Annotated in this window: 21 protein-coding genes; 17 read left to right on the plus strand and 4 right to left on the minus strand. The window is 55.9% G+C overall.

Translation table 11 applies throughout. The features are described from left to right. Window positions 1-3: 3 nt before the first annotated feature. Window positions 4-1,017, minus strand: coding sequence for a LacI family DNA-binding transcriptional regulator (locus CAUR_RS01945; RefSeq protein ID WP_012256287.1), 1,014 nt, complete (start codon window positions 1,015-1,017; stop codon window positions 4-6). A gap of 353 nt (window positions 1,018-1,370) precedes the next feature. On the opposite strand from CAUR_RS01945, the gene infC reads away from it, so the two are divergent. From infC to aroQ, 12 genes are all read left to right on the plus strand, one after another. Further along, window positions 1,371-2,198 (plus strand): translation initiation factor IF-3, encoded by an 828-nt coding sequence (gene infC / locus CAUR_RS01950; protein WP_012256288.1) that lies wholly within the window; start codon window positions 1,371-1,373, stop codon window positions 2,196-2,198. Between the two features lie 55 nt (window positions 2,199-2,253). Continuing rightward, window positions 2,254-2,460, plus strand: coding sequence for a large ribosomal subunit protein bL35 (locus CAUR_RS01955; RefSeq protein WP_012256289.1), 207 nt, complete (start codon window positions 2,254-2,256; stop codon window positions 2,458-2,460). Between the two features lie 148 nt (window positions 2,461-2,608). After that, the gene (gene rplT, locus CAUR_RS01960; protein WP_012256290.1) at window positions 2,609-2,968 is read left to right on the plus strand and encodes a 50S ribosomal protein L20; all 360 of its coding nucleotides are present in this window, start codon (window positions 2,609-2,611) and stop codon (window positions 2,966-2,968) included. A gap of 17 nt (window positions 2,969-2,985) precedes the next feature. After that, on the plus strand, window positions 2,986-3,768 hold the full coding sequence (locus CAUR_RS01965) for a TrmH family RNA methyltransferase (RefSeq protein WP_012256291.1): 783 nt from the start codon (window positions 2,986-2,988) through the stop codon (window positions 3,766-3,768). Between the two features lie 124 nt (window positions 3,769-3,892). Next, a complete protein-coding gene (pheS, locus tag CAUR_RS01970; protein ID WP_012256292.1) occupies window positions 3,893-4,942 on the plus strand; it encodes a phenylalanine--tRNA ligase subunit alpha in 1,050 nt (349 codons plus the stop codon). Window positions 4,943-4,945: 3 nt separating this feature from the next. Beyond that, on the plus strand, window positions 4,946-5,818 hold the full coding sequence (locus CAUR_RS01975) for a hypothetical protein (RefSeq protein ID WP_012256293.1): 873 nt from the start codon (window positions 4,946-4,948) through the stop codon (window positions 5,816-5,818). Further along, window positions 5,815-6,747, plus strand: a complete 933-nt coding sequence (locus CAUR_RS01980) for a DMT family transporter (protein WP_012256294.1) — start codon at window positions 5,815-5,817, stop codon at window positions 6,745-6,747. The genes CAUR_RS01975 and CAUR_RS01980 overlap by 4 nt, the downstream gene beginning before the upstream one ends. 60 nt (window positions 6,748-6,807) lie before the next feature. Then, a complete protein-coding gene (locus CAUR_RS01985; protein WP_012256295.1) occupies window positions 6,808-7,803 on the plus strand; it encodes a sugar phosphate isomerase/epimerase family protein in 996 nt (331 codons plus the stop codon). Window positions 7,804-7,950: 147 nt separating this feature from the next. Continuing rightward, window positions 7,951-8,436: a hypothetical protein gene (locus CAUR_RS21385; RefSeq protein ID WP_012256296.1), complete on the plus strand. Its 486-nt coding sequence runs from the start codon at window positions 7,951-7,953 to the stop codon at window positions 8,434-8,436. Further along, a complete protein-coding gene (locus tag CAUR_RS01990) occupies window positions 8,423-11,704 on the plus strand; it encodes a right-handed parallel beta-helix repeat-containing protein (protein ID WP_012256297.1) in 3,282 nt (1,093 codons plus the stop codon). The genes CAUR_RS21385 and CAUR_RS01990 overlap by 14 nt, the downstream gene beginning before the upstream one ends. A gap of 10 nt (window positions 11,705-11,714) precedes the next feature. Next, window positions 11,715-16,877 carry an NEW3 domain-containing protein gene (locus tag CAUR_RS01995; RefSeq protein ID WP_012256298.1) on the plus strand — a complete coding sequence of 1,721 codons (5,163 nt, stop codon included), beginning with the start codon at window positions 11,715-11,717 and terminating at the stop codon, window positions 16,875-16,877. Window positions 16,878-16,906: 29 nt separating this feature from the next. After that, window positions 16,907-17,341 (plus strand): type II 3-dehydroquinate dehydratase, encoded by a 435-nt coding sequence (gene aroQ / locus CAUR_RS02000; RefSeq protein ID WP_012256299.1) that lies wholly within the window; start codon window positions 16,907-16,909, stop codon window positions 17,339-17,341. A 258-nt stretch (window positions 17,342-17,599) separates the two neighbouring features. Here the strand turns inward: aroQ and CAUR_RS02005 are convergent, their stop codons facing one another. Both CAUR_RS02005 and CAUR_RS02010 read right to left on the minus strand, forming a co-directional pair. Next, window positions 17,600-18,604 (minus strand): amidohydrolase family protein, encoded by a 1,005-nt coding sequence (locus tag CAUR_RS02005; protein WP_012256300.1) that lies wholly within the window; start codon window positions 18,602-18,604, stop codon window positions 17,600-17,602. Beyond that, window positions 18,601-18,993 (minus strand): metal-sulfur cluster assembly factor, encoded by a 393-nt coding sequence (locus CAUR_RS02010; protein WP_012660436.1) that lies wholly within the window; start codon window positions 18,991-18,993, stop codon window positions 18,601-18,603. Before CAUR_RS02010 ends, CAUR_RS02005 begins: the two co-directional genes overlap by 4 nt. 357 nt (window positions 18,994-19,350) lie before the next feature. Between CAUR_RS02010 and CAUR_RS02015 the strand changes: the two genes are divergently transcribed. The 5 genes from CAUR_RS02015 to CAUR_RS02035 all read left to right on the plus strand — a co-directional run bounded on the left by CAUR_RS02015 (window position 19,351) and on the right by CAUR_RS02035 (window position 22,431). Then, on the plus strand, window positions 19,351-19,860 hold the full coding sequence (locus CAUR_RS02015) for a MogA/MoaB family molybdenum cofactor biosynthesis protein (protein ID WP_012256302.1): 510 nt from the start codon (window positions 19,351-19,353) through the stop codon (window positions 19,858-19,860). A gap of 79 nt (window positions 19,861-19,939) precedes the next feature. Further along, entirely contained in the window at window positions 19,940-20,578 is a 639-nt protein-coding gene (locus CAUR_RS02020) for a 4-vinyl reductase (protein WP_012256303.1), read from the plus strand. Between the two features lie 4 nt (window positions 20,579-20,582). Next, window positions 20,583-20,795, plus strand: coding sequence for a membrane protein insertion efficiency factor YidD (gene yidD, locus CAUR_RS02025; protein ID WP_012256304.1), 213 nt, complete (start codon window positions 20,583-20,585; stop codon window positions 20,793-20,795). A 490-nt stretch (window positions 20,796-21,285) separates the two neighbouring features. Then, a complete protein-coding gene (locus CAUR_RS02030; protein ID WP_012256305.1) occupies window positions 21,286-21,960 on the plus strand; it encodes an RNA polymerase sigma factor in 675 nt (224 codons plus the stop codon). A 3-nt stretch (window positions 21,961-21,963) separates the two neighbouring features. After that, window positions 21,964-22,431, plus strand: a complete 468-nt coding sequence (locus CAUR_RS02035; protein WP_012256306.1) for an anti-sigma factor — start codon at window positions 21,964-21,966, stop codon at window positions 22,429-22,431. 427 nt (window positions 22,432-22,858) lie between these two features. On the opposite strand, the gene CAUR_RS02040 is transcribed toward CAUR_RS02035, so the two are convergent. Then, a complete protein-coding gene (locus CAUR_RS02040) occupies window positions 22,859-23,464 on the minus strand; it encodes a hypothetical protein (protein ID WP_012256307.1) in 606 nt (201 codons plus the stop codon). Window positions 23,465-23,485: the final 21 nt, after the last annotated feature.

Consider the following 23,485-nt stretch of genomic DNA (forward strand, 5'->3'; position numbering starts at 1 on the left):
ATCTTACGCTGACTTCCGAATCACTAGCTCTACCGGAACCGTCACATTCGTAACCAGCCCCGTTTCGATATGCTGAATCAAGTTCTGAGCGAGAAGTTTGCCAGCCAGAGGAATATTCTGCCGTATTGTGGTCAACGGGAGAGTCGCATAACCGGCAATCGACAGATCATCGTATCCGACAACGGCAATATCCGCTGGAACACTTCTCCCGCTCTCCTGAATCACATTGATGGCTGCAATCGCCATCAGGTCGCTATTGACAAAGACCGCATCCAGATCAGGAGCGCGTTCAAGGAGACGTTGCATGCCAGCAGCTCCCGATGCATACGTGTAATCACCGTATACGATCAACGCGGGGTCTAATGCTCGTCCGGCGAGCTGCAATGCCTGCTCGTAGCCTTTGAAACGGTTCTCAACCGTTAAAGTACCTTTCAACCCACCAAGGAAGGCGATCCGTTGCCGACCGGTACGAATCAGGTATTCGGTTGCCAGTCGCCCTCCCGCAACATTATCACCCGTCACCGAGCAGTAGTTAAAGGGTGACACCGGCATACCCCAAACAATGAATGGCACCTTCATCTGCACCAGCGCCTCAATTTGGGTTTGCTTGAAACTTGATTCCATGAGAATGAAACCATCAACACGACCGCTATGCAGATAACGATGCACCCAATCAGTATCTTGTGAGGCACTGTGTACAATCAGACAATCATAATTTAGCTCGTGGAGACCGCTCCAGATAGCACCCAGCATCTCCAGCCCAAATAGATGTTCGGCTGAAGCTACGGGTGGGAAACACATTGGAGCAACAAAGGCAATGGTACGGCTACTACGTAATCTGAGATTGCGCCCTGAGACATTAAGACAGAAATTATGCTCACGAGCAATAGCCTGAATCCGCTCTCTGGTCTGCTTGCTAATTAGAGGGCTATTGTTCAAAGCCCGTGAAACGGTCGAACGCGAGACGTTGGCCAGCCGTGCAATATCTTCAAGTGTTTGAACAGATTTTTTGCTCATGCGTAATCAGATTTTGCAATCGATTGCAATCTGCTATTACAATAGTATGCAGAAGAGATTTTGTCAAGCGAGTTGTGAATAATTCGCCAGGGTTTTCCAATCGCACCCCGCTCAACGAATGACCGTCAGACATAACCACCATGCACGCAGCCCGGAACCTGCACGTGCACTGGCACGATTGCACACCTGCGTTTGATGATTGGTCGTGGAACATCCACCGTGAGCAGGCTGCTCCATGTTTGACGATCATTCCACTGACTGGTATAATGCCCAATTGACCAGACATCGCTGTAGAGCGGTGTCATCTTATTGTTGCAGTTAGCCGTAAGGGTGACAACAGGTCGTCTTCATCTTTGCCACGACTGTCACCTGTTGCAAGACGAAGGAGTCGTGCCATTAGAGACCGGTTTCGCATCAACAATCGCATTCGCGCCCGTGAAGTGCGTCTCATCGACGAGAACGGCACCCAGGTTGGCATTGTTCCCCTGCGTGAGGCGCTGGCAATGGCTGAAGAACGAGGGTTTGATCTCGTCGAAGTTGCGCCTAATGCGGTTCCACCGGTATGCCGTCTGCTCGATTATGGCAAATTCCGCTACGAGCAGAGCAAAAAAGAGCGTGAAGCACGCCGTAATCAGAAACAGTCGGAACTGAAGCAGATTCGACTGATGCCGAAAACTGATGACCACGACGTCGCAGTGAAGGCAAATCAAGCACGACGTTTCTTACTGGCGGGCGATAAGGTTAAGTTTAATCTGCGCTTCCGTGGTCGCGAAATGGCTCATCCCGAAATCGGGCGTCAAATGCTCGATCAAATCGCCGAGCAATTGAGCGATATTGCTGTCATCGAGCAGAAACCGCTCATGGAAGGACGGGTTTTGTCAATGCTGCTTGCCCCAACCGCCAAGGTGTTGAAGGCAGCACAACAGGCCCAAAAGGCAGCAGCTCAGCGCACAACAACCGCCGAGTCAGCAAAGCCAGCGACAAGTGCGGCATCTACTCCTGCTACGGCAGAACCGGCAGATGAAGAAGAGGAAGAGCTGATTGATGATGGCGATGTCGTCGAAGAAGATGAGGACGACGACGACACCTTCGTTGCAGATTACGACGACGAAGACGACGATTTTGAAGATGACGATGATGATGACGAGGACGACGAGCGAAATCGCCGGAGACGACGCTAAGTGATACGATGCCGGACGGCTAGCCGCTGTTCAGTGGCACTAGAGGAGATTGTCGATGCCTAAGATGAAAATGAAGACGCACAAGGGCGCGAAAAAGCGCTTCAAAGTTACTGCGTCAGGTAAGTTTCTGCAACAGCGTGGTGTCCGTGGGAATAAGCGCAACCGCCCTAGCCGCTCGCAGCGAGCCTGGGGTAAAGATCAGCCGATTTCTCCCACCAACCGCCGTATGCTGCAAACCGCTCTGCCCTACGGCCTGGAGTAGGGTTGATCAGTCCGTTCGATGTGAAGTTGATGTCATATAACTGGTGCACTGTATGGCACCGGGTATTTAAAGGTGAACATGTGTAGTGCGGATGAAGTTCAGGGTTCGGTACGCCACCTCCTGACCGATCCGCGAGAGGAGAATGATCATGGCTCGTGTAAAGCGTGGCATTATGGTGCGCAAGCGCCACAAGAAGTTGTTAGAGCAGGCAAAAGGGTACCGCGGCGCTCGTAGCCGTCACTATAAGGTTGCCCATGAGGCGGTGATGCACGCACTCGCCGATGCGTATCGCGACCGCCGCCGCCGCAAGCGCGATTTTCGCCGGCTGTGGATTATGCGCATCAACGCGGCTGCCCGACTGCACGGTACGACCTATAGCCGCCTGATCAATAGCTTGAAGCAGGCAAATATTGAGATCGACCGCAAGATGCTCGCCGATCTGGCAGTTCGCGATCCGCAGGCGTTTGCCCGCATTGTCGAGCAGGCACAGGCTGCGGTTACTGCATAACGATCCCCTGATCTGCTGTGGCGTTGATTTCCAGCCCTGCAAATCACCACGTTAAATGGCTGCGCTCGCTCGCCGAATCGGCCCGCCACCGGCGACGCGAGCGTAGCTTCGTTATTGAAGGTGTGCGCCTCGTTACCGATGCCCTTACTGCCGGTGCTGAGGTGCGCCTTGTGCTCTACGCTCCCGACCAACTGGCAACGACGACCGCCGGCACTGCACTGCTCAATCGCCTCCGTCACCTGCCTCATTGCTTTCCGGCCACTCCCGCTGTTATTGTCGCCGCCGCCGATACTGAACAACCACAAGGCGTTGTTGCCGCAGTGACCTGGCCAGAATTACCGCCCCGCCCTGGTCTTCGGCTGGTCCTGGATGCCATTCAAGACCCTGGCAATGTTGGGACGCTGCTCCGTTCCGCAGCCGCGGCTGGAGTCGGGCTTGTGATGTGTGCCCCCGGTACCGTCGATCCCTTCAATCCCAAGGTGGCCCGCGCCGCAATGGGAGCCCATTTTTTAGTACCATTGCGGGTCTCGCCCTGGGAGACGATACGTGCTGAGTTGCAGTCATACACTGTGTATGCTGCCGACAGCGCCGGTCAACAGCCCTACTATGCCGTCGATTGGCGTCAACCGGCGGCGCTCATTGTTGGCAACGAAGCCCATGGCTTGAGCGAACCTGCACGTGCGCTGGCGCATCAGACGATTACCATCCCGATGAGCGGTTCTATCGAGTCGCTCAACGCAGGGGTGGCCGGCAGCATCATCCTGTTTGAAGCGCTCCGGCAACAGACGGTTGCTCATTAGACTCAGAATAAACGTGGTACCGGGACACCTGCTGGTGTAGCCCACCATTGTTTGTTACACTAACCCGAACTCGGATTATAATAGCAGAGAGATACCACTTGCCGCTAATAATCTATGGTGTCACATGACCACACTGCTCGATGAATTGACAACTCTCGAACAAGAAGCCCTGACCGCGCTTGAGACTGTTGCCGACTTGTCTGCACTCACCGAATGGAAGAGCCGCTTTATCGGCAAACAGGGTCGTCTGTCGCGTCTCAGCCGGGGGCTTGGTGCATTGCCGGCCTCCGAACGCCCACTGGTCGGTCAGCGGGTCAATGCCTTGCGCGAGCAACTCGAAGCAGCGTTCAGCGCTGCGAAAGAGCGCCTGGAAGCACAGGCCGTTGCTGCTGAGCTGGCCGCCGAGCGCATCGACGTTACAATGCCCGGTCGTCGCCCTGCCGTCGGTTATGTCCATCTGACCAACCAGATTCTGCGCCAGGTTCAGCATATCTTTGCCGAGATGGGGTTTCAGGTTTGGGAAAGCCCTGAAGTTGAGTACGACGCATTCAATTTCAGTTTGCTAAACTTCCCCGATGACCATCCGGCCCGCGATATGCAGGACACGTTTTATGTCGAGATGCCGGCTGGCGCACCTTCCGTACTCTTGCGCACCCACACCTCACCCGGTCAGATCCATGCTATGCGCCGCAATGCGCCCAATCCGCTGCGCGTACTCATCCCCGGCAAGGTCTACCGCAACGAACAGGTAACGGTACGCAGCGAGATGATGTTCCACCAGTTCGAGTTTCTCGCGGTTGGGCGGAATGTCACGATGGCTGATTTGAAGGGCACGCTCAGCTTTTTCGCCGAACGCATGTTTGGTCCAGGCACCCGGGTTCGCCTGCGCCCCAGTTTCTTCCCCTTCACCGAACCCAGTGCCGAGATGGATGTGACCTGCTTCCTCTGCGGTGGGAAGGGCTGTCGGATTTGCAAATATGCCGGCTGGCTCGAAATTGGCGGGTGCGGGATGGTACATCCAAACGTGCTGCGCAACGGCGGGTATGATCCGGCAGAGTTCAGTGGTTTCGCGGGTGGGTTTGGCCCCGAACGAGTAGCGATGCTCAAATACGGTATCGACGATATTCGCTGGTTCTATAGCGGCGACCAACGCTTTGTTGAACAGTTCGGATAAGGTATGCGTAGAGATGAATTGAACCGGGCCATCCACGATCTCTACCGCGCTGAACACGAAGCCCTTGGCGAGCGCGGTGGCTACGAGTTGCTGGAACGCGCTCGCCAGTGGAATCTCGCCCCCACCCTGGCTGCCGGTGGCGTGATTGTCTTTCCCCATGCCGGGGTCGCCGATTGCGGTCACCAGATTGCTGCTGCCGTTCACGCCTGCCTCGATAGCGGCGCAGATCGAGTGCTGGTTATCAGCGTGCTGCACGCCTGGAATGACGAGATGGAGCAGGCTCGCCGGCGCGTGGCTGCCGGTGGCTCTCCTTCTGCCGAGCGTTATTGGGGTATCCAGGGGCCAGGGCTTCAACGCGGAAATGAATGGCAACTCGATCACGCGCTCTACAGCTTTCGTTTCTTCTGGGAACTGGAAACCCGTCGGCGCGGGATTCGTGGCCCGCAGGTGATCGAACGTTATCCCTACCTGGCCGGTGGGCATCCAGAATTACTGCCCGGCATTGAAGAGTTGATCGAACTGGCTCAGGATGCAGTGATTGTCTCTACCGCCGATCCATTCCACCACGGTATTGGCTACGGCGACCCACCTGAACAGTCATTCGCTCCCGCCGAAGGTGGTCTGGAACTGGCACGCCAAACGATTGAAGAGGGCATGCAACTCCTGGCGAACGGCGATTATTGGGGGTACAATCAACACTGCGTGCGCGCCAAGAGTGATGCCCGCGATGCCGGTCAGGTCTTCCGCTTTTTACGCGGCCCTCTCCAGGGTGAGATTCTCGATCTGGTGGCCAGTGATGCCACCCAACTCTATCAATCGCCGCCACCTACGTGGGTAGCCGCTCCTCTGGTGCGCTGGACGAAAGTAACTGTATGAATCGACACCGCTTGTGGCTGTACACCGTGCTCTTCGCCGGGGTTCTGATCGCGTCAACGGCATCAATCCTGATTCGTTACGCTCAGGGCACCGGCATGTCGTCGCTGAGCATCGCTGCCGGACGATTGGGATTGGCCGCCCTGATTCTGACGCCACTGGCGTTGCACCGTTCTAGTCAGGAAATTCGCCACCTATCGCGCCGCGATGTGATCTTTGGCGCAGCAGCAGGTGTCTTTCTGGCGATCCACTTCGCCAGTTGGATTAGCTCACTCGAATATACGTCGGTAGCAAGCAGTGCGGCACTCGTCTCAACCAATCCACTCTGGGTTGGGCTGGCCTCACTCTTTTTGTTTCGCGAACGGTTGCCCTGGACAATCCTGGTTGGGATTGCCCTCACCCTGATTGGCACCATTGTGATCGGCATTAGCGATAGCAGCAGTTCGACGCAGAGCAATCCCTTGCTCGGCAATACACTCGCGTTGATCGGTGCGATGACGGCCAGCGGTTATCTGTTGATTGGGCGCGATCTCCGTCGCCGCCTTTCGACGATGGCCTACATCTGGCTGGTATACACCAGTGCTGCCGTCGTGTTGGTGATCTGGACATTGATCAGTGGACAGCAGTTTCTCGGCTTTCCCCCGCAGGCATATCTCTTTGTACTCGGTCTGGCACTCGGCCCACAACTCCTTGGGCACACTGCTTTTAACTATGCGCTCAGCGGTTTATCGGCCACGTATGTCGCCGTCGCCATTCTCGGTGAGCCAATCGGATCGTCGCTACTCGCGTTTCTTCTCTTCGGTGAGACCGTTGCCTTCTTACAGTTTGTCGGAATTGCCCTGTTGCTCGTCGGGATTGTGATCGCTTCTATCGCCGAACAGCAGGCTCCGGAAAGCACTGCCCGACAGACTGCCGAGAATCAGACTGCGTAACTCACGGTCAGCAACACATGTGGTATGATAGAAGACCTTGAAGTGAGATGAGGTTTGGCCGTGTTGATCGGTCTTTCCGCTTTGAGTTTTAGCTATCGTTGTGGTTTGATCGGGCGCGGCACGCCCCGTGCGGTTAGCCATCCGCTCGATATTGAGGGTGTGATGGCCCTGGCCAGCCGTGCCGGTCTGCAGAGCGTTGAATTTCCTCTCAGTCTGCTTCCCGATCTGTCGCCAGGTCGACTCAGCGCTCTGCGCGAACGGCTCACGCTATGCGGTCTGACCCCGGTCGCCGATAGCGATATTGTTGATGTTGATACGCTGCGTGCCCATATTCCGGCGGCAGCCATGATCGGCGCTCACGTCTTGCGCGTGCTGATCAGCCCGGTGCTGGAAGGGTACCGACGACCCTTTACCACCGACTGGCCTGCCCATCTGGCCGATGTGACAGATCGGTTACGGGCAGTTATCGATCTGGCTGCCGAACACAATATTATATTGGCCGTTGAAAATCACCAGGACGCGACCAGCGCCGATCTGGCCGCTATATGCGCAGCGGTAGATAGCCCGCACATTGGGGTCTGCTTTGATGCTGTGAATTGTCTGGTAGTGGGTGAAACGCCGTATGCAGCCCTTGAACGCCTGGGACCGCTGATCCGCAATGTCCATCTCGCCGACTACGAGACCTACCCGACGACGCAGGGCTGGCGATTGGTACGCTGCGCACTGGGTGAAGGTGATCTCGATATTCGTCGTCTCTTTCATTTAATCGAGCACTATGCCCCTGATGTTGCCTGCCAGATCGAACTGGTCAGCCATAGCGCCCGTCATGTGCGCATTCTCGACGATGACTGGTGGCAGGGGTATCCACCGTGCGATGTGCGAGAAGTCTTGCCGGTGTTACGACTCTTCGCGCAGACAATGCGCCTGCGCGATGACGACTGGCGTACTCCGTGGGAGCGTGGTGCCGGTGAAGAGCAGATCAGTCTCTACGAAGATCAGCAGTATGCCACCTCGATTGCGTATCTGCGTACAATAGGCATTCTTCCTCGCCTGTGAGAAAAACAGTACTAAATTCCTGTCTCACCCCCCATTTTGACCGACATACAGGCATGCTACAATCAATGACAACTGGTTGAGAAGCTGTTCAAAGGGTGCTGCGGCACCTTCCTGCTGCGCGCCGTAACGTCGGCGCAAGGAGATCGCATGTCTGCGCGCAGAATCTGGTGGTTCGTTGTTGGCCTGTTATTCGTTGCCGGCACGCTGATCTGGCCTCAGCGTAGTTTTAGTCAGGCAGGGATCGATCAGTTTTTCGTTGATACATTGGCTGATAATCCAGTAGCCGATCTCAACACGCACTGTACAGATGCACTGCCAAACGCAAATTGCAGCCTCCGCCAGGCTATCGCGAAAGCCAACGCCGTTGCCGGCAGCAATCGCATTACGATCAACTTTGATCTTGTTACGGAAGGTTCAGTCGCATCAGCGCCCTACATTATCACAATCACAACCGGCCAGCGCTTACCACCAATCACCAGAGCGAATGTGACCATCAGTGCCGATCTTCTTAATGGCGCTCCACAGGTTGCCATCAATGCAAACAATAATGATGCCGGCCTGGTACTCAGTGGTGGTGGTGCCATCATTGAGGGTCTGGTTATTTACGGGGCCAGTAACGATGCCGGCACGTAACCGCGGCAGTGGTATCTACATCAGCAGTAGCGGCAATACGGTGCGTAATTGCAGCATCGGGTTAACACTCGACGGTTCTGTGCCACCAGACACCTTGCGTAACCGCAATGGGATTGTGATTAGCGGTAGTGCTGCCGGTAATAATCAGATCGGCGCGGCCAATCAACCAAACACGATTGCCGGTAATACGGTAAACGGGATTGTCATTAGCAATGCCTCAGACAACCGTATCCAGGGTAACCGGATCGGTGTCCTCTTTACCACTGCCACTGTCGTTCGTCCAAACGGTGGCTTCGGTGTCCAGATTCTGAGCGATACAACGATTGACCCCAACGGACGCGCCGAACGCAATCTTATCGGTGGTACAGAGAACTCTGAACGTAATATTATCGGTGGTAATGGCCTGAGTGGGGTGTTGATTAGCGGCTCCCGAACCCTGACGACAACCATTGCCAGTAATTTGATCGGGGTGAATCTGGAAGCCGAAACCGGTCTCGGCAACAACGGCGACGGCGTGCGGATTGAAGATGGTGCTCAGGCCACCCGCATCGGTAGTACGAACCAGACCCAACCCCTGGTGATCGGTGGCAATAGCGGGGCCGGCATTAGAATCCACGCCAACGGTGGTGCGGCACCATCCAACACCACGATTGATGGCTACGTTGTTGTTGGCTTGAGTCGGAGCGGTATCAATGCTCGACCAAACACACAGGGCGGCATCTATCTCACTGAGAGTGCCGGTACCACGACAATTGGTAGCAGTGCGACTACCCTGCGTATCGGCTGGAATGGTGGGCCGGGTATCTGGATAGGGCCGGGAATAAGTGACGTCACTATTACCAACGCCTTTGTCGGTGCGCTGCCCGGCGGTATTCTGGCTGCCAACAATGGCGGCGTGGCGATCAACGGTGCCACCAATGTCACGATGACCGCTTCTACCGTAGCCGCAAACACCGCTTACGATCTCCAGATCGCGAACGCCAGTAATGTCTCGCTCGATGGCAATCTCATCGGTCTCCACGCCGACGGGCGGAGTGTTGCCGGGAGTGTCACCGCCGGTATTTCGGTGACGAATAGCACGAATGTGACCATCGGTAACACCACCGGCAATGTCATTGCGGCAGCAAACGGCCCCGGCATCGACATCAGTGGTAGTAGCAGTGTGAGCATTACCGTGCGCGCCAACATTCTTGGTCTGCGCCGTGATACGACCGGTGACGCCTACAGCGTCGCTGCCGCCCATGCCGGCCCGGCCATCCGCATCACCGATGCTGCGCAGATCAGCGTTGCCGGCAATGTGATCGGCGGCAATGGTAGCGCCGCCGGCATTGAGCTGACCAATGTCCAATCGGCGACGCTTACCCAAAACCAGATCGGCTGGATCAATGATCCGGGTGGCGGTACCACACCGCTTGCCCGCCCGGCAGGGGTTGGTATTGCCTTAACGAACGTAACAACTGCAACCCTCAGCGGCAATCTGCTGCGGCTGAATACGGACGACGGTGTTCGCCTGACCGACTCAAGCGCCGTGATCATTGACAACGCGAACGCAATTGAAGAGAACGGTGGCGATGGGGTGCAGGTTGGTGGCAATAGTCGGAATGTGCGGATTACCGGCAACCGCATTCGCGCCAATACCGGCTATGCGGTGTTGGTGACCGATACCGCCCAACGAGTGGGTATCACCCAAAATCAGATGGCGGCCAACAGCGCAGGTGGCATCCATCTCGCCAATACAACCCTGTACAGTGGCACAGGCGCCGATCCAGACCAGAGTCTCAATCGGCCCAACCACAGCATTGATCCACCTTTTGATATTCAAGTTTCCCAGGATGGCATCATCACCGGTCGTGTCTTCACCAGCACCGCCGAACGAGAAGAAGACCTTGTCCCTGTTTCGGCCTGCGCCGGCTGCACGATCCAGGTCTATAGCCCCAATCCCGACCTGCCCAGCGCCGACGGTCAGGGATGGCAACAGCTTCAGGTGGTGGTCAACGGCAACACCCGCGCCGACATTAATCAGGTCAGCGCGAGTGGGGTCTTCAATGCCCAAATGCTTGACGCGCCGGCCACCTATCGTCAACTAATCTTTGCCGCAACCGATCAGTTTGGCAATACCTCACCATTTCACATCTTTACACCAACGGTCGATTTACGCCTGATCCCGCTCGATCCGGTGCAGCAAAGCGCAGCACCCGGCAGCAGCATCAGTTATCGGCTGCAACTTGAGAATCACGGTACGCTTCAGATCAATCGCATTCGACTGAGTACCTCTGGCACCCTGAGCGGCTGGACTGTTGCTACCGACCCGGCTGAGCGCTTTTCATTACCACCCGGTGGCACTCGCCAGATCACTATAACCCTGACTCTGCCCACCGGTACCCATCCCTCGATCCAGGTACCAATTACCGACACCACGACGCTCTCACTCACTGCACCGGCAATGAGCGCAATCACACAAACGCTCAGGACGGAAGTACAGGCATTACCGGTTTTGGCTGCCAGCCCACTTACCGGTGCTGCCACCGTTCTCCCTTCAGACTCCTACATCTATCGCCACCAAATCACCAATAACGGCAACGTCACCGTACCGATTGATATTAGCGCGACGACTGCCGATCTGGTTGGTCTCGACACCTACAACACGACGGTACTCACCCCATCGGTCACCCTGGCACCGGGAGCCAGTACCGAGATTGCCGTGCGCATTACTGTGCCTACGGGTGCTCAGACGACAACCCCCAGCGGTAATCCGGTACGTGCGACAACCGTTATTACCGCCACGCCGCGCGGATTCGGCTCCCAGGCGATCACGATGACCGATACCACTACTGTTGGCTTACGCTATGCTGCTGAACTGCGCAGCAGCTACGAGCAAGATGTCCGTGCCGGGCGCGAGGTTGTCTTCCTGCACACCTTGCGCAATACAAGCAATGGCCGCGCCACCTTCCAGCTCAATTTTGCCGCCAGCCGTGGCAGTACCCTGATCGCGTTCGAGTCGGCAACCAGCGGTGTCACCATCAGCGGCAATCGGGTGACTCTCGATAACATCGCCGATAGCGGCAAGATCAATCAGATCGTGCTGCGGGTCAGAGTGCAGATTAGCGAACTGATCTTGCCGGGCAGTCGTGAAACCCTGCGCATCTGGGTTTCGATTCCCGACACAACTGAGCCACTGAGTGGTGCAGAAGTGCAGGATGTTGCGGTCGTTCGCGATTCATCAGGTGTTCTGGTGCCGGCCATCTGGGTACCGCTGGTCATGAACTAGGAGTGGCGCTATGCACCGCCGTTTTCGCCTTGCCTTGCTCTTTCTCATCCTGGTGAGCCTGTTGCCATTTGCGCAACCGGCCAGCGCAGCGTCACTGGTTGTCAATTCCCTTGCCGATACGAATGATGGCGCCTGCACAACTGCACCCGACGGCTGCACGCTACGTGAGGCAATTCTGACTGCGAACAGCAACGGTGTGCCTGACACAATCACCTTTAGTGTGAGCGGCACGATTTATGTGCAGAATAGCGGCTTGCCTCCCCTCAGCGAAGGCGGTACCACGATTGATGCGGGTGATAACCATACGATCATCGTGAGCGGTGAGCAGTTGCGGGATGCAAGCAATAACGTTATTCCGGCCCACGGCATCGTTATTGCCTCGAACGATAATGTTATCCGTGGACTGGTCATCATCCGCTTTAGTCGAGGGATTGGTTTTACCGGCGGTGGTTCCGGTATCTACCTGCGTAACAATGCGCAGAATAACCTGATTGTCAATACCTGGATTGGGCACCTGAACGGTTCGCCTGAACCAAACACCGGGTATGGTATTTTGATTGATGGTGGTGCCAGTAATAACCGCATCGGCACCGGCAATCCGACCGACCGTAACGTAATCAGCGGGAACACTGTCGCCGATATTGGTGTGAGCAATAATCTCAACACAACCCCGCTTAACGGGAACCAGATCGTTGGCAACTATATCGGCACCACAGTCAGCGGCGATGCCGATCAGGATACTACTTCCGATCCAGGAAATCTTGGTGGTATCTCGATTGAGAACTATGCCTACAACACGCTGATCAGTGGTAATCTGATCGGTGGCTATACCGGTGCAAATGCCGCCGGTATTGTTTTGTTCAGCGACTCTACTAGCAGCGGCTCGCCATCCATTCCACGCGGCACACGTATCACCGGCAACTGGATCGGTGTCAATCCCACCGGCACTGTAATCGCCAACCGCATCGGCATCCTGGTAAGTGGCGGTGGAACTTACGGCGCAATCAATACCGAGATTGGTGATCCACTCAACCCCATTGCCGGACGCAACTATATCGGCGGTAACACGAATGGTGGGATCGTTATTGCTGACACGACATTCGCGAGCGGCCCCACGACTATCGCCGGCAACTACATCGGCGTTGCCCTGAACGCTAGCGGCAACCCTTTTCCGGTTGGTAACGGTACGATCAACCAGACGAGTGGTGGTGAAGGTATCTTTGTCGGTCGCAACGCCGTCTCAACAATCATTGGGCCGGGAAACGTGATTGCCGGCGCTCGCACCAATGGCATTCGGATTCGTTCTGGCAACACTGTCGTGCGTGGCAATTATATCGGGGTTGACCCCACCGGTACACAAACCACAACCACTACAATCAACAGCCCTACCGTTGGCTACGGCACGGGAGATGCCGGCGTCTGGATCGAGAACGGGAGTAGTTCAGTCATTGGTGGAGCGAACCTGTCTGACCGCAATGTCATTGCCGCCGGCAATTTTGCTGTCACCGGTTCAGGTGCTGCGGTGTTGATCGAGCCTTGTGCCAGTGGCTGTAGTGCAAATGGCAATACAGTACAGGGGAATTATCTTGGTGTACGGGCTGACGGTAATGGTATCCTGGTGGGAAGCACCATTGTCGCCGATAGCGAAGGCTTGCGGATCACAAACGCCAACAACAACACCGTCCGCAATAATCTGATCGGCGGGGTGGATCGCGGTATCAATGTGCGCATGAATGCCAGCAATAATCTCATTAGCGGTAATCGGATTGGAGTACGCGCTTCAAGTAGCGATACTCCAGGTAGTGGTACGACAACCCGTCGGGACGGTATTCAACTCAATAGCGGAACAAACAACCGCATTGAGTTCAATCTGATCGCCTTTACCGGCCAGAATAACACCTCTGCATTCAACGCTGCCCACGGTATTGTGGTCAGGAGCAGTAATAATCAATTGTTCGGCAATCGGCTGGTGCGTAACGGTCGGCTTGGCTTCGGTCACGGTATCTTCGTCGCCGATAATGTAACCGGGGTTCTGATCTCGCAAAACACGACCCAGGATAATGCTCAGGATGGCATTGGGCTTGGTAGTGGTGCAAATGGTGATCTCGCCGCACCATCATTTAATGCGGTAACCCCTGGCTCGCCTACTGTTACCGGTACGACCGGCTGCGGTGCCGGTTGTGTGGTCGAAATCTTCACCACCAGCGCCAGCGTCAGCGACCGCAACCGCGAGGGGCCAGTCTTTCTTACCAGCACAACGACCGGTGTTGGTGGTGCGTTCAGCGTCAATGTCACCGGCTGTCTCGGCTATATCACCGCTACCGTCCATAATCCAACGACGGGCAACAGCTCACCCTTCTCAAATGCGCTTGATGTTAACGCAACCGATGCCTGTAGCACGCCAACGGCAACACTCACCGTTACCGGCGGGAGCAGTCGTGCGGTCAGTATTGGCAGTACCTCGACGTACACGCTGACGCTCAGCCATACCTCTTTCGTCACCCGCACCTACACACTGACACTCGATAGCACCCGTGGCTGGACCAGTGGACCGACGCTGGTTGAACTGCCACCCAATGGCAACACGCAGCTCATCATCAGCGTGGCAGTCCCCTTTACCGCAACTGCCGGCGATACGGATACGACCACGGTTACGGCCCGCAGTGATCAAACTGTCTCGAACCCAATCACACTGACCACCACAGCGCAGGCGATCACAATCATTCCAGCCCGCCCCGAAGTCTCTCCCGGTCAGATCGTCGAACGAACGGGCAACACAGTCACCTTTGTCCATACCATCACCAATACCGGCCAGCTTGTCGGTACCTTCAGCGTCATTCGCCCCGATGGCAGCAGTGGCTTACCTGTCTTCAGCGGCACCCCACCAACCGGCTGGAATATCCAATCCGCCACCCTGTCCAGCTCAACGCTCAGCCCTGGAGCAACAGCCACCCTGACCATTGTCGCCAACACCCCGGCGAGCACAACACTACTCGCCGGCGACTATCCCTTCTCGTTCCGGGTACGGGCAATCAGCCAGCAGGGAAGTCAAACCTTCACCGAACAGAGTGATCCGGCAACAACCGACACGGTACGAGTACCGGTTGCACGTAGCTTCAGCTTTACCGCACAGCCGCCTACCAGCCAACAGCTCACCCCGGCAGCAACGGTGAACTTTAGCTACATTTTGACCAATACCGGTAATATCACCGATACGTTCATCATCACACCCCCGACCGGCACAACACCTGCATCCAGCCTCTCGTTCAGTGCCACACCGGCAACGGCCTTTACGCTGGCTGCCGGTCAATCACGCCCGATCACAGTCACCGTAACTGCCAGCGCCAGCGAGCCGGTCGGAACGTACAATTTCACCGTCCAGGCCGGCGTCACCGGTGGCAGTAACCCACCTGCCAACCAAACCGCGAGTGGAACCGTTCAGGTCATCGGGGGTGGCACACCGGTCTTTGTCGGCACACCGCTGGTAACGCCCGATCCTGTCTTGCCCGGCGGCACAGCAACCATAACGGTTACCGTGCGCAATGGTGGTAACGCCGCAGCACCGTTTGACTTTACGCAAACACTGCCATCTGGATGGAATCTGATCAGCAACAGCAGTACCTGCCCATCGCCGGTGCCCGCCGACACTACGACCTGCACGTATGTGGTAGAGGTAGCTGTCCCGGCCACAGCCGATGGCGGTGCGGCGACAGTAACTATACAGGCAATTGCCCGTAACGGTGGTCAAATACCGCCCGCACCGGATAGCACCGCTAGTGTGAATGCAACAGTGACCGTTGCGACGATCCGTAATCTACGTTTCGATCCCACACCGCTGAACGCTAGTGCCGATCCGGGGGCCGTGATCACCTTCAGCCATACCCTGACCAACACCGGTAACGCACCTGATGCGTTTACGCTCAATCTGAGCGGATTACCGACAGGTTGGACTGCCACGGTGGTGCCAACCACAACCACAACTCTGGCCCGTAATGCCAGCCTGACTGTCACGGTACAGATCACCGTGCCAACCGGCATCAGCGCCGGTACGACAGTTACGGCGACGATCCGTGCCACGTCACAAGGTAACCCGGCGGTAAGCGCCGAGGTGCTTGACAGCATCACCGTTAATGCTGTGAACGGTGCCGAACTCTCACCGGGGACGACCATCAACAGCTTACCAGGAGCAACAGCCATCTTCACCCACACCCTGCGCAACAGTGGCTCAACCACAATTACCTACGACCTCAGCGTTCGGAGTGGGGATGCAGGCTGGTCGGCTTTGAGTGTCAATCCGGCTACCAGCCCAATCCTGTCACCGGGAAGCAGCACCATCGTGACAGTCACCGTCACCATTCCAACCGGTGCCGCTGCCGGAACCAGCAACACGATCACGGTTGAGGCACGGGCAACCGGTGACAGCACACTCCTTGCCAGTGCCGAAAACGTCGTTCAAGTCGGTGCCCTGCGCGATGTCGAGATTACCCCGGCACGAACCGTCATTGCCCTTCCCAACACGACAACCGTGATTACCCATACGGTACGCAATCTCGGCTTCACTGCCGATTCCTACACCATCACCGCTCTCCAGGGTGATGGTCACAGTGCGATTGCCACACCAAATCAAGTCGATCTGGGGCCAGGCGAGAGTCGCGAGATTGCCGTCCTCCTCACCCTACCGGCGGGACTGGCCGCCGATACGGTGCTCAGCAGCATCCGGGTAACGGCAACATCGCGCAGCGATTCGAGCATTACCGACAGCATCTTCGACAGCGTGCGTGTCGGATTGGTTACCGGTGTTGCGCTCAGCAGTGACCGCTTGCAGGGCATCCCAGATGGTTCCAACCGGGTAATATTTAGCGGTATCGTGCTCGAAAATCTGGGTAATGCGACCGACACCTTCGATCTGACCGTCAGCGGTCTCGACAGCAAGTTCAGGGCCAGCGTCGTACCGACCAGCGTCACCCTAAACGGTGGTGCAATCGATGTTGGGATTGTGGTGACCGTTGATCTACCGCCAATTCAGCCATTTGCTCTCAGACACGACGTCACCCTAACGGCCACATCACGCCGTGATCCAGACCAACGCAGTAGCATTCGGCTCTCGATGATCTATCTCACCCGCCAGGCAATCTTCGGCGAGCCGGTATTCATTCCGATCATCAGTCGTTAAGCAGCGACAACGAGCGAATTGTGAACACTATGACCAAGACCATTCTCGTCTTACATGGCCCCAACCTCAACATGTTGGGCCGGCGCGAACCACACATCTACGGCGCCACCACACTGGCTGAAATCAACGAGGCACTTGAACAGCGCGGGAAAGCTGCGGGAGTAGAGGTTATCTGCATTCAGTCGAACCACGAGGGAGTGCTGGTCGACGCCGTGCAAACCCACGGCTGGACGGCAAGTGGGATCATTATTAATCCCGGCGCACTCACCCACTACGGCCTTTCCCTGCGTGATGCACTGGCGATGGTATCTGCGCCGATTATTGAAGTTCATCTCTCCAACGTCTACCAGCGGGAAGCATTTCGCCATACCTCAGTGGTAGCCCCGATTGCCCGTGGTCAGATCACAGGTCTGGGCTGGCGCGGTTACCTGCTGGCCCTGGAGTGGTTACTCGCCGAGCTGTAGCGTAGCGCTCGTTAACGAATGGTGACGGGCGTGCTCTATGTTGCGCCCGTTCACCTTGCTCCCGAACCCAGCGGGGCGGCTGGAGTGGAGGTGATCTGCCCACCTTCCTGAGCGTGCGAGTATACGAACTGACACATCACCCCTGCTGTCAGTAACAAAAGCGACGTGCGGAAGCTACGTTCCGCACGTCTCATAACGCGAAGCTGCTTATCAGCCACAATTGCACGCACGAGAGGTTACCTGAATAGACTCCCCCTGTCAGGCAGCGATTCCCAAACTCCGCTTCTTCTCCTCGACATCAAACCCGTGCAACCGGGCCAGATTCAGACCCAGAATCTTCTTCTTCGCCTCCTTCGTCAACTGACCACAGCCATAGCCCTGCACAATATCTTCCGGCAGCTCAAACTCCCAGAACGCCTTCAGCGCACCACGGGGATGCCAGATTGGCGTCTCACCGCCGTAAATAATCTTGTCCTCACCACACCAGAACAGCAACTTAGCCATCGTCTCGGCGAAGACCCGTGGCGAGCGCACAACGAAATTCACCGTCGCGGCAATTGAGGCATAGAGGTTCGGATAGCGCACCAGTTGCCAGCAAATCTCATCGATAAACGGCAGACCGACGTGGAAAATGATAAAGTTAATCTCCGGGAAATTGGCCGCTGCACCATCCATATCCCACGCCTGCGTGTGCTCAACCGGCTGCGGGCCAAGCGGCACACCCTTGTGGACACCGATAATATTCACACCCAGCTCCAGCGCCTTCTCGAAAATGGGGAATGCCACCCGTGGGTCATCCATCCGCCAGGGGAACGGCTGACCATAATCGTAGCGAACATTGTAGAGCTTAAAGCCGCGCGCACCGTACTCTTTGACCTGAATTTCCATCAGATCAAGCGCCTTTTTACCCTCTAGCGGATTAACCGATCCCCAAAAGACAGCCCGGTCAGGATAGCGCCGGGCCATCTCAGCACACCGCTCCCAGCTCGACAACCCATCCTTAAACAGATCGGTCAGCGGTAGAGGCTGGGCGATAATCATATCGGTGGGGCTTTCATCGAAGATCATGCGCGCAATTTCATCAACATGCCACTCGCGCATATACTCTTCGCGGCTCAACGTCTTCTCACCGGGGGCATTCAAGACTTGATGGAACGCATAGAGATGCTCGATAAACATCTCACCCGGCTTCCCAAACGCATTCGACTTATCAAAATTGAAAACGTGACACACCCCATCGAACACAAATGCATCATCAATCATGGTGCCTCCTCCTTCTGCGTCCTGCGCAACCGTGCCTCGCGTAACGGCAGAAGTTGTTCGAGTGGCAAACGCAACCGTTCACGCGCCTGTGCCGACATCCGTTCTGGCGACCATGGCGTATCCCACGTGATATTCACCTGAACCTGTTCGATACCCGGCAGCGTCTTAACCTCCTCTTCCATCATCTGCAACAGGTGCAGGGCGAAGGGGCACCAGCCGGTGGTGAGAATAATGTCAATCGCCACACGTTGCCCATCAACATTCACCCGCTCGACCAGCCCCATATCAACCACACTCACCTGCCGTTCCTTGCAGCATGGGTCATAACACCGTTGCAGCACGGCCATCACATCGTCGTGACCAACACCGACCGTCGTGGTCTCATTCATTGGCACCTCCTGTTTGCAAGAAACACTAGAAAGCTCTCGCAGCATTTGCGGAGAGCAATGCGGGGAAGATGCGCCACGCCGCGGAGAGAGATTGAGGGCAGAGTGATAACTAAAATGAATATATCATATATCCAGAATATCTTTCAAGAGGGTTGCAACGTAACGGCGCAGAAAGTCGCGCCGTATTCCTGAGCATAGCCTACCAGCCCAAGAGAGGGCCTCACCAGGAAATATTATGTCAAATCAAAAAAAACAATATACCACCGGTATCGCGACACACATCAACATACCATTGGACACATTGCCCCAAAATGTGGTAGGATACAGCAGGTGAAACAATGGTAAGGATATCGTTGTATGAGCCACCAGGAACACCGCCGCCTGGCGGAAACACAGACGACGGCTATTCCCTGTGCCGTACTGACCATCAGCGACAGTCGCAGTGAAGCGACCGACGATAGCGGGCGATATATCTGCACTGCGTTGACGCAAGCCGGCCACAATGTGGTACAATATGCCGTGGTGCGAGATGAGCCGGCGCAAATTGTGGAAATGGTGCGTCGTTTTGCCGCCGAAGGATGTAAAGTCATCATCACGAATGGCGGCACCGGTATCTCCCGCCGGGACAGCACCTTTGAAGCGATTGATGCCTTGCTCGAAAAACGATTACCGGGTTTCGGCGAACTTTTTCGCATGCTCTCATTCGCCGAGATTGGGCCGGCGGCAATGCTGTCACGAGCGACAGCCGGTGTTTTTGGCGGAACATTAATCTTTTGCCTGCCAGGTTCGCCCAACGCCGTTCAGCTTGGTATCGACCGCCTCATCTTGCCCGAACTGGCGCATCTGGTTTGGGAAACTGTGCGCTAATTGCTATTTTCTGTTATAGTATGTGTGTTGTCGTAAAGAGTTGTTCTCTTCGTAGCTGTGAGAAGGAGCCAGAGAACCCATGACGTCAGTAGAAGCCTTCCGCGGCCTGTACTATCCTAACAAGATCGGCCGACTCTGCTTCCTGTCGCTGGAGGAAGTCATGGGTCAGAACGGCGTGAAGGCCTTGCTCCGGCTTGCCGATCTGCAACAGTACATCGACGCCTACCCGCCGAATGACCTGAAGCGTGAGTTCCCCTTCGAGGCAATCTCGAAATACTCGGTGGCACTCGGCACGATGTATGGGCCGCGTGGAGCGCGCGGTCTTGAGTTGCGCGCCGGGCGGGTTGCCTTCTCGCTTGGTCTGAAGGAGTTCGGGCCGTTGCTTGGCATGGCTGACCTGGCATTGAAACTGATGCCGATCACCATGAAGCTCAAGATCGTGCTGAACGCCACTGCCCAAACGTTTGATCGTTTCTCCGACCAGTCGAGCCACGTGGAAGAAGAGCGCGGACGGTTCGTGTATCACATTACCCGCTGCTCTAACTGTATTACCCGTCCCGAACCCGGCCCGGTGTTTTATATCGCCCGCGGTATCCTCGAAGAGGCTACCGCCTGGGTCAGTGGTGGCCGACGGTTTGCAGTTGAGCAGTTGTCGTGTATGGGACAGGGTAATTGCTCGTCGTGCGCCTTTGCAATCGGCAAAGACCCGTTGGAGTAGCGCAATGCTGCGCTGGCTATTGCTAAAATTGATCCGTTTCTATCAGGTCGCGATCTCGCCCTGGACGCCGCCGAGCTGTATCTATACACCAACTTGCTCGCACTACGGTTATGAGGCGATCAAGAAATACGGTGCGTTACGCGGTGGCTGGATGACGGTAAAGCGAATTGCCCGTTGTCACCCCTTTGCTCGTGGTGGTTACGATCCGGTGCCGTAGTAATCGCTGTCCTCTAACTTCGTGTGCAGATCATTGGGGCACGCTGCCAGTGCCCCTTTTTCTTGTTATATGCACACGAGCCGCGTATGGCAACGTGAACGAGCGAATGCCCCGTCTGTAGGGGCGGGTTGTGCAGGGGCGGGTTGTGAACCCGCCCCTACACGCCCATTATCATTGGTATTAAAATAATCCAAGTTGCCACCTACGCTGTGAGCAGGCCACGAAAGACTACCTGCTATACGGTGACACCTTGGGTGCTATCCGCGTGCATCCGCCAAACCCGCGTCCATCCGTGTTCCACCCATCCCCCGTAGCACTCAACGACCAGCACCGCTGTAGTGACGTAAGATAGCAACTTGGATTGTTAAAATACCCGGTACGCAACATGCAACTTTTGCATTCGCAGAATCGTCAATACTATCAGCCAGTTTGCTGCGATGAGAACGCAGCGTCTAAGAGATGTCGGATTACGACATCGGGAGTACAAACAGTGGCTGAACCATCTCGTGAGACGATTGTACGCGCTCAACAGGGCGATCAGCAGGCCCTGACCGAATTAATCATCGGTCAGCAACATTATGTCTATAGCATCGCGATGAGCGTGCTCAAAAACGCTGATGATGCGGCTGATTTGACCCAGGAAGCGTTTATTCGCCTGTTTCGGGCACTCCCCCAGTATAGCGGCGAAAGCCGTTTCACCACCTGGTTGTACCGGCTGGTTATCAATCTCTGTCGCGATGAGCTGCGCCGACGAGGTCGTCAGGCACCCATCGTTCCTCCCGCAACCGACGATGAGGAGCTTGACGCACTTCATACTGTCGCCGATAACGACCGTTGGGTCGATCCGGCCCAATCGCTCGATCTGAATCAGTTACGTCTCGAAGTCCGGCGTGCGCTTGAACAGCTTGAACCACACTACCGCCTTGTGTTGACGTTGTACTATTTTGAAGACTTGAAGTACACCGACATCGCCGAGATACTTGACCTTCCGCTCAATACGGTCAAAAGCCATATCCGGCGCGGCAAAGAACGACTGGCCCAACTCTTGCAAACCAACGAACCACCGGCAACCCGCGCCGTTAATCAACCCAAACGTTCGGCAACGGACGATCACGTGGTACAAATCACCCCCCTACGTCTGTTGCCGGGATGGGGAAGGAGGTAATCTATGAGCACGCAATTGCCTACACCACCTCCAGATGATCTGCTCGATGCGGCGCTTCGCCACGAATTACGTTGGGAGGCTCCGCCCGAACTGACCAATCGCTTACTGCACCTGGTGCCTGGTGCAGTTCCGATGGCCACGGCAGAAATCTCTCCCCTTCCCCGTTGGCGCCTTTATGTTGCGATAGCTTTGATGTCACTGCTGATCCTGGTCTCGATACCTAGTGCATCGTACCTCTATCAGCTCGTCTGGTTCCAATGGGGGTTTGCGCAATTCATTGCGCAACTTGAGGCATTGCCGGCCCGGCTACTGCAAACCTTCTACGAGACGATGCCATTTGCCCGCGAATTAGTCAGTATCATTGCGCTGATCCGCGATCAGTTGCACTGGCTACTCGTTGCACTTGTGCTCTGGATTATTCTCGATAACTGGCAACCTGAAAGGCGACTGGTTCATCAGGAGAGTAAGTAAGAGCAGTCGCTTCGTGCAGAACACGGGTGTGAGTGCTGGACGTACGAATAAGGTTGCTTTGCTACCGGTACGGCTCGAATTGATGGTGATTAAGCGAAGCAAGCATTCACCGATTATGTCAACCTGATAACCTGGCATTCAGGACACGCCAGCCAGCTATCACCATGATCCTTCACCTGAACGATATACCACCGGTAGGGGCGACGCATGCGTCGCCCCTACTGCTACGCCGATAATGATCCACCAGCGCCTCGCCGGTGGCATACCTGCTAACGCTTCAGCACGAGGATCGCACCCGAACAATGCACATTAGAGCAGGATGTACTATTAGACCGATGAACACGGATCACCGTAAGCCATCTGTGAACATCTGTCACGTCTGTGCCCATCCGCACGTCCGTAATGTGCAAACCCTGGCGCTGAACGTTTACACAGTCGGAACCGGTTCACTCCAGATATAACTGGCCCAACTTTCCGCTGGATAGACCCGCTGCGGACGGAGTGGATTGATGCGTGTATTCAGCATCGTTCCGCGACGTAGATGCGATAAACCGGTCTCTTCCACCAGCCAGATAACCCTGGCCTCGTAAGGACGATTGGCCGGAGGATAGACCCACAGCGTGAGTTCAACCTCTACTGCTCGCACCAGAATCGCACGCTTGTATGATCCAACAATGGCGACACGCAATACCTCGGCCCGTGCGGGCAAGGCCGTAGCCAGATCGCGTTCTATCGCCTGTTGAATGACCGCTCGTCGCCGCTCAAAACGACGAATTGCCGAATGCACTGGTGGAATCAACAGCAGCGACGTGCTGATAATCGCGTAGGGAAGCATCTGACCAAGTTTAATGCGTTGTTCGTCGCCATTAATTGTTCGACAACGAAAATGCAGAACACCTTCACTCCGGTCAGGTTCCAGGTTACCAGTACAGACCAGTGGCCCAATGACACGGGCCAAATCAGGCATGAAAACCAGTCCAGTTGTGCCACAAATAAAACCTAACAACAGACTGAGAGCGATTCGAGCCAGCATAGTGCGCTCCTTGCGCCGTGT

Origin of the sequence: Chloroflexus aurantiacus J-10-fl (genome assembly GCF_000018865.1) — a bacterium.
Taxonomy (GTDB): Bacteria; Chloroflexota; Chloroflexia; order Chloroflexales; family Chloroflexaceae; genus Chloroflexus; species Chloroflexus aurantiacus.